The organism is Arthrobacter sp. 2YAF22_2 (assembly GCF_052114645.1).
GTDB lineage: Bacteria > Actinomycetota > Actinomycetes > Actinomycetales > Micrococcaceae > Arthrobacter.
On the sequence record NZ_JBFRFD010000209.1, the window covers coordinates 1 to 5872 of the forward strand.

General features: G+C 62.8%; 7 protein-coding genes and 1 pseudogene. 4 read left to right on the forward strand and 4 right to left on the reverse strand.

Annotated elements, in window-relative coordinates:
• Both AB4Y86_RS10100 and AB4Y86_RS10105 read right to left on the reverse strand, forming a co-directional pair.
• On the reverse strand, nt 1-476 hold a 476-nt coding region (locus tag AB4Y86_RS10100; protein WP_441402105.1), incomplete at its 3' end, for a VanZ family protein.
• Nucleotides 477-842: 366 nt separating this feature from the next.
• Nucleotides 843-1127: a hypothetical protein gene (locus tag AB4Y86_RS10105; RefSeq protein ID WP_441402111.1), complete on the reverse strand. Its 285-nt coding sequence runs from the start codon at nt 1125-1127 to the stop codon at nt 843-845.
• Here AB4Y86_RS10105 and AB4Y86_RS10110 point away from each other — a divergent pair.
• From AB4Y86_RS10110 to AB4Y86_RS10120, 3 genes and pseudogenes are all read left to right on the forward strand, one after another.
• Nucleotides 1017-1508 (forward strand): hypothetical protein, encoded by a 492-nt coding sequence (locus AB4Y86_RS10110; protein WP_441402110.1) that lies wholly within the window; start codon nt 1017-1019, stop codon nt 1506-1508. The two genes, AB4Y86_RS10105 and AB4Y86_RS10110, sit on opposite strands and share 111 nt — an antisense overlap.
• Nucleotide 1509: 1 nt before the next feature.
• Nucleotides 1510-1655: pseudogene (locus tag AB4Y86_RS10115) on the forward strand (trehalase-like domain-containing protein); the annotation flags it as partial.
• A 161-nt stretch (nt 1656-1816) separates the two neighbouring features.
• Nucleotides 1817-2074, forward strand: a complete 258-nt coding sequence (locus tag AB4Y86_RS10120) for a hypothetical protein (protein WP_441402106.1) — start codon at nt 1817-1819, stop codon at nt 2072-2074.
• Nucleotides 2075-3491: 1417 nt separating this feature from the next.
• Here the strand turns inward: AB4Y86_RS10120 and AB4Y86_RS10125 are convergent.
• Nucleotides 3492-3929 carry a DUF1003 domain-containing protein gene (locus AB4Y86_RS10125; RefSeq protein WP_441402107.1) on the reverse strand — a complete coding sequence of 146 codons (438 nt, stop codon included), beginning with the start codon at nt 3927-3929 and terminating at the stop codon, nt 3492-3494.
• A gap of 417 nt (nt 3930-4346) precedes the next feature.
• Between AB4Y86_RS10125 and AB4Y86_RS10130 the strand changes: the two genes are divergently transcribed.
• Nucleotides 4347-4910 (forward strand): dihydrofolate reductase family protein, encoded by a 564-nt coding sequence (locus tag AB4Y86_RS10130; protein ID WP_441402108.1) that lies wholly within the window; start codon nt 4347-4349, stop codon nt 4908-4910.
• Nucleotides 4911-5382: 472 nt separating this feature from the next.
• Here AB4Y86_RS10130 and AB4Y86_RS10135 read toward each other — a convergent pair.
• Nucleotides 5383-5872, reverse strand: a 490-nt coding sequence (locus AB4Y86_RS10135; RefSeq protein WP_441402109.1) for a hypothetical protein, incomplete at its 5' end; no start/stop codon positions are given.

Sequence of the window (5872 nt, forward strand, 5' to 3'; positions counted from 1 at the left end):
GGGCTCACCGACGAATTCAGGGACGGATTCGCGGGCCAGTTCAGGGGCGGATTCGCTGACGGGGGCGGGGGCAGGCTGCTCAGGATCGCGGAGAGCAGCCAGAATGCGAGCATTCCGATGAGTCCTCCGATGCAGTTCAGGATCACGTCGTCGATGTCCGATGCTCCAACCGCGAACACGCCCTGGATGATCTCTACGGCGCCGCTGACGGAGGCGACTGTGAGCATGGTCAGCCATGCGGCCGCCCGATGTCGGAGCCACGATGCGTAGACTCCGAGCGGGATGAAGATCAGGATGTTCCCGACGACGTTGGCGAACGCAACTCTCTCGGTCCCGGGAGAGTGGCTGAACGCATATTCCGCGATACTTGCGAACGGGATGAGATTGATCGATCTCTCCGAACCCGGTGCACGAGAGAAGAGAAGCAGCTTCAGCAGGAAGGCCGCGTAGACGGCGAAGCCGGCGAAGATGGCCACGGTCTCCGCTTTCGCCCATTTGGTGGCGAGTCGCCAGCTCGGCCCGTCATCTGTGACCGCGGCGGGTTTCGGTTGTACACCCATCCGCAGGACGGTACCGAGGGAACCTGTTGCGCTCCTGTGAGACCTGGATTCAACAACCGCCCCCGAGGAGCGGAACGGCCGACCATGCGCGGCCGCGGAACGACTTCATCTAAGCAGATACCTAATTTCCGGATTCAGCGCAGGCGATCTCGTGGTGTGCATCGTCCGGCGGCCTGACCTGGTGCCCTGTTCCGCCTGTGCCGTGGGCCAGTGGGACATGTGCCGTAATGGCCGGTACGCAGAGCACGGCATCAAGGGGCTGCACGGGTTTGCCCGCGATCGCTACCGCACCGACCCCGGTGCGCTGGTCCGACTCAACCCGTCCCTCGCGACCGTCGGAGTCTTGTTGGAGCCAACGACAATCCTGGCCAAGGCGTGGCAACACATCGACGCGATCGGCTCCCGGGCCTTTTCCAACCGAGGAGGGCGGTCGTCACGGGAGCCGGCCCGGTAGGCCTGCTTGCCGCGCTCCTGGGTGTACAGCGAGGTCTCGACGTTCACGTCTTTGACCGGGTAACCGGGGGACCAAAGCCGGATCTGGTCCGCAGTCTCGGAGCCATTTATCACTCCGAGGGCCTCACCGCCTCGGGCGTGAAGGCCGACGTGTTGGTTGAATGCGCAGGAGTCACCTCCGTGGTGATGGAATCGATCACCTGCCGGGCCCTGGATTCGGTCACCTGCCTGACCGGAGTGTCCTCGACCGGCCGAAGTGCACCAGTGGACGTCGGTGCGGTCAACCGGGCCCTGGTGCTTGGTAACGAGTCTGTCTTCGGCAGCGTCAATGCCAACTGCAGTCATTACGAGGCTGCTGTGGCAGCCCTCGAGAAGGCAGACAACGGATGGCTGCAGCGCCTGATCACCCGGCGGGTGCCGTTGGCCGATTTTCAGGACGCCTTCCGCCGGCAGGACACAGGTCTGAAAGTCGTCCTCGAAGTTAAGGCCCTCTGAGGTGGCCAGAATTGAGGATTACGCCATCGTCGGTGACCTGCACACCGCTGCACTTGTCGGCTCGGATGGCTCCATCGACTGGCTTTGCCGCACTTTGACTCGCCCGCCTGCTTTGCTGCTCTTCTGGACACTCCTGACGCAGGGCGGCAGTCCTCACCGCCCACCAGACCCGCGACCAAGAACCCCTGGCCGCGTAACCGAAAACAACGATGAAACTGTCTCAGAAACTTGACGTGCGCAGACGTCGCTGCCGGAAATTTCCACGGGTCTGGCCTCGGTACGCCAAGGTGATTACAAACTGGCGGTCAGTGACATCTCGGTGGAAATGCCTTCCTTCCAGTTCTGTTCCTTCTGGCCGTCCTCATTTCCGGCAAAACGGTCCTGCCGCAGGCCAGGCCACCGACATCTATCTCACGGCGCTGGCGATCCTGCTCACCGTCGTGTACCTGCTCGGGCTGCTCTTTCGGCCAAAACGACGGATAGCGAGGATGGGAACCGACTCCCTCATGGTGCTGGTGCTTTATGGGCTCGGCATCGCCGGACTCTTCGTCGTCGCCAGCGCGTGAAGGCACCTGAACCCCCACCGACCTTGCGATCGCCGATCCTGGGTGGCAGGCGCCGGGCGCCCGGACACCCCAACAAGCTGCTGAGGCGGCACTGGATCCACCATTCCACGGGGACGCCGATCGAGCGGTTCCAGTCTTGGTAGGGGTAGGCGGAGGAACGACTTCGGACGGACCCAATAGGAGTGCTGAAAGAACGTCTGGATGAAGGTCTGGCATCCGAGGTTCGTGTTCACGTTGTGTTGGCCGGGATGTCGGTTGGTCATGCAGGTTGGTGTTCGCTTCTCCACGAGATGTTCGTAAAGGCGGAACGCGCCGCCATGACGGTCGTCGATTTCCAATTAGAAGGCTGCCCCGGTAGCGGGTGCCGGTTCGGGGCCGGCCCGGTTTCGGAGGCCTACTCTTCGCATCGAAGCGATACCCCGGGCAAAACACAACTGCTCGACGGACTGTCGTTTGAGCAGCCTGATTGGGGCGCCGAAGTGGGCAAAAGGAGGGTGTGCACAATGGTCATACTCTGGGAACCCGATCGGGTTGTATGCGGGCCGGACCGGGCCGGATTGGAGATCTTTTTCGGGGGAGTGGCGGATTTTGAAGGGCTGGAGCCCGGTTCGAGTCCCACCTCGGGCACGCAAGCGCCCTCGTCAGGGGTTCTATTCATGGCGCAGGATGGTGGTGAGGACCCGAGTTTCAGGTGGGTCCGTTCGTTGCCGGTCGTGGTCTTCCGGGTTCTTGCGGCCCCGGTTCTGGCGGGGGCAGTTTCCGGACGCCGGTGCAAAGGTTGCGCGGCCCGTCGCTCACGTTTCCGTCCGTGCGTTGCCACTTGCCCTGCTCTAGGCGCTTCCGTGCCTGGGAATCGCCTGCGGGGCGGGCCCAGTCTAACCGAGTAGGCAAGCAAGTGTTACTGGAGGGTATGAACGCTACCAATGAGGTAATTGTTACTCGTGTGACTGGTGAGCAAATGCTTTAGCGTGGTTTCAATGGAGCCGTACCGGTGCAGGGACGATTCCGCGTGATGACGACAGACGGATCCGCACACGACTGAAGCACCTTTTGCTGTGCTGCAAGGGAGTGATCGCTATGCCGAAGTTCGCGGCCGGTTCGCCGGCAACCCGAATCAGGTACGGGTGGCTGCATACGTTGTTCATCCGATCTGTCTGGTGGGCTCGCACGTCTGCCGTACCGTTCCGATTTGGTGCCGTGGCAGTCGGGGACGACCCGTTCAACGGGCGGAGACAGGGTGTGGTGGCGRTCAGAAATGGCAGGTCAGTGGGGCTGCACACTCCGGACGGCATCTACTTCTATGACTATCGGCAGATCACCGGGCCTGACTAGGCTGGCTTCTGCCCGCTGCGGCAGGTCCTGCCGCGTTCCGAAGCAGGCGCTGGAGGATTACCCAGGAGAACCATGGTGACGCAGGTCAGACGCCTGCAGGATCGACGGCACCATAGCGTTCAATGGTCGCCAGTTCCTTCAGCTCCTGCAGAATCTGCAGCTGCTGGCTGTTGATGGCCATCAGCAGCTCAATCTCTTCCTTCGCTTTCACGTTGGTGTCGTAGTCATGCTGGGCCATGGCGGCGGCGATGGCGTCTTGCCGTTTGGCCGCGATCAGCAGGATGGCGCCTTGCAGTCCGGCCAGCATCGAGAGCAGGAGGTTCAACAGGATGTAAGGATACGGATCCCAGGAATTGGTGGCCAGCGCCCAGGTGTTGATGGCGGCCCAGATGAGCATGAAACCGATGAAGCCGCCGACGAAGGGCCAGCTCCCCATCCCGTTTCGCATGATGTCGGCGGCGCGCTGGCCTCGAGTGAGGGTGGCTTTATGCCCCTCGTGCCAAGTCTTTTGATGGTCGGTCATGACTCAGGGTAGCCGGGGAGCGCAGAAGGCCGGCCTGCCCTTGCTGCGAGCGAGCGGCATACCCGTAGATGCTAAGCTTACTTAGTTTCTCTCTCTGTCAAGCAGAGTGCGGCGAGGGCAAACTTGAAAAGTCCCCGTCGGCCGTTGTGGCTGGCGGGGGTTTCCTACACTTCGCCTCTCCAAGGTAGTGGCTATCACGACAGGGAAGCGGTGGCGTGCTGCCGTTAGGCGTTGCTGCCGGAGTGCCACGGTGCCGCTGGATATGAGCGAATCAGGCTCCCTCTTCGTGCGTTGTGTAACGCGGGCCACAATCTGCTTGGCATGGTGGTCAACCGGCTCTCGGTGTGGCCTTGACCGATGACTTTTCGTACCGTGCTGGTCTGTACAACGAATACCGACTCACGGGAGACTGACGCCATGCGCAAACTGACCTTTGGCATGAACGTGAGCCTGGACGGTTACATCGCCGCGCCCGGCGACGACCTCGGCTGGAGCGTGCCGAGCGACGAGCTGTTCCAATGGTGGTCCGACCGGGTGGGGGCGACGGGGCTGGCGCTGTACGGGCGCAGACTGTGGGAGACGATGAGCTCCCACTGGCCGACCGCTGACCAGCAGCCTGGCGCCACACCGGCGCAGATCGAGTTCGCCCGTCGCTGGCGGGACATGCCAAAGGTAGTGTTCTCCTCGACGGCCAGGACGGTTGATTGGAACACGCGCCTGGTCACCGGCGACGCGGTTACCGAGATCACCCGGCTCAAGGCCGACGACGGCGCCTCCATGGACATCGGCGGTGCTACGTTCGCCGCGGCGGCCATGCGGGCCGGGCTGATCGACGAGTACGCGATTGTCACCCATCCGGTGCTGGTGGGCGGCGGCACGCCATTCTTCACAGCCCTGGACAACTGGGTGAACCTGAGCCTGGTGGAGACCCGGACGTTTCCCGGCGGCCTGGTCCTTACCAGGTACGAGAACCGGCGCTGAGGGCCCGACGTCGAATCAGCGCGCGTGCTCGCGCCATCTAAGGAGGTCCTGCCGCTGTGTTCTGTGGCGATCGTGACGTTCCTGCCAGATTTTGTTTTTCACCCCTGACGATCCGTCCGATATGGGATCTGCCACCCCGATACGATTTCTGCACGCATCCCGCTGATCTAGCGGACTAACAACGCGAAGCCGAGCATGACGATGGCGAGTCCCTGCTTCAGGTCAACCAGGGCGGGGACCGCGTAGTCGGAGTCGGCTGTCATGACCCATTGGACGCGGGCGTCGCCGAAATCAGCACTATGGGCTGGGTGGCAGTCGAATGTAAGTATTGACGAATTCAGGTCGTCCCTGCCCTCGAGAATTGGTCTCTTCTCCTCATGCGTGGTGGACTGCCATCCTCACCGGTTCCGGACATGCAAAAGCCGGGCAACCACAAGGGCTGCCCGGCTTGTGGGGATAGCAGGGGCTCCGCTTATGCGGCTGGGGCGGCCGCAGCGGCCTTCTTTCCGAGGGCCTGGGCTGCCTTCTGGATCTGGGCACCGTAGCCGCCGTTCAGCGCGGTGTCCTTGATCTTGTTGGCCTGGGTGTCCAGGTCGGCCGGTGCTGCCGCCTTGAGGGTCTTCAGGTCAGCCTGCAGGTTGGCCGGGAGCTTCGCGAGAACCTTCGGGTGGCTGATGAGCTGGTCGGCGACCTTCTGGAGTCCGGCGCCCGGGTTGGCTGAGCTGAACGCGGTCCGGAGTTCCTGGCGCAGGCCCGCGGTCTCCGTCGTGGTCTTGGCCAGGTTTTCGGCAGCCTTCTGGATCTCGGCACCGTATCCGCCGGACAGGGCCGTGGTCTTGATCTTGTAGGCGTCTTTCACCCGGTCAGCCGAGGGGGCGTCCTTGAGTGTCTTCACGTCCGCCTGCAGGGCGGAGGGGAGCTTGGCGAGCACTTGCGGGTGGTTCACCAGGGCTGTCGCCGCC

What these genes read in the sequence shown, in the direction of transcription:
- AB4Y86_RS10125 (WP_441402107.1), bottom strand. Translation starts at nt 3,929, where the DNA reads ATGACCGACCATCAAAAGACTTGGCACGAGGGGCATAAAGCCACCCTC.
- AB4Y86_RS10130 (WP_441402108.1), top strand. Translation starts at nt 4,347, where the DNA reads ATGCGCAAACTGACCTTTGGCATGAACGTGAGCCTGGACGGTTACATC.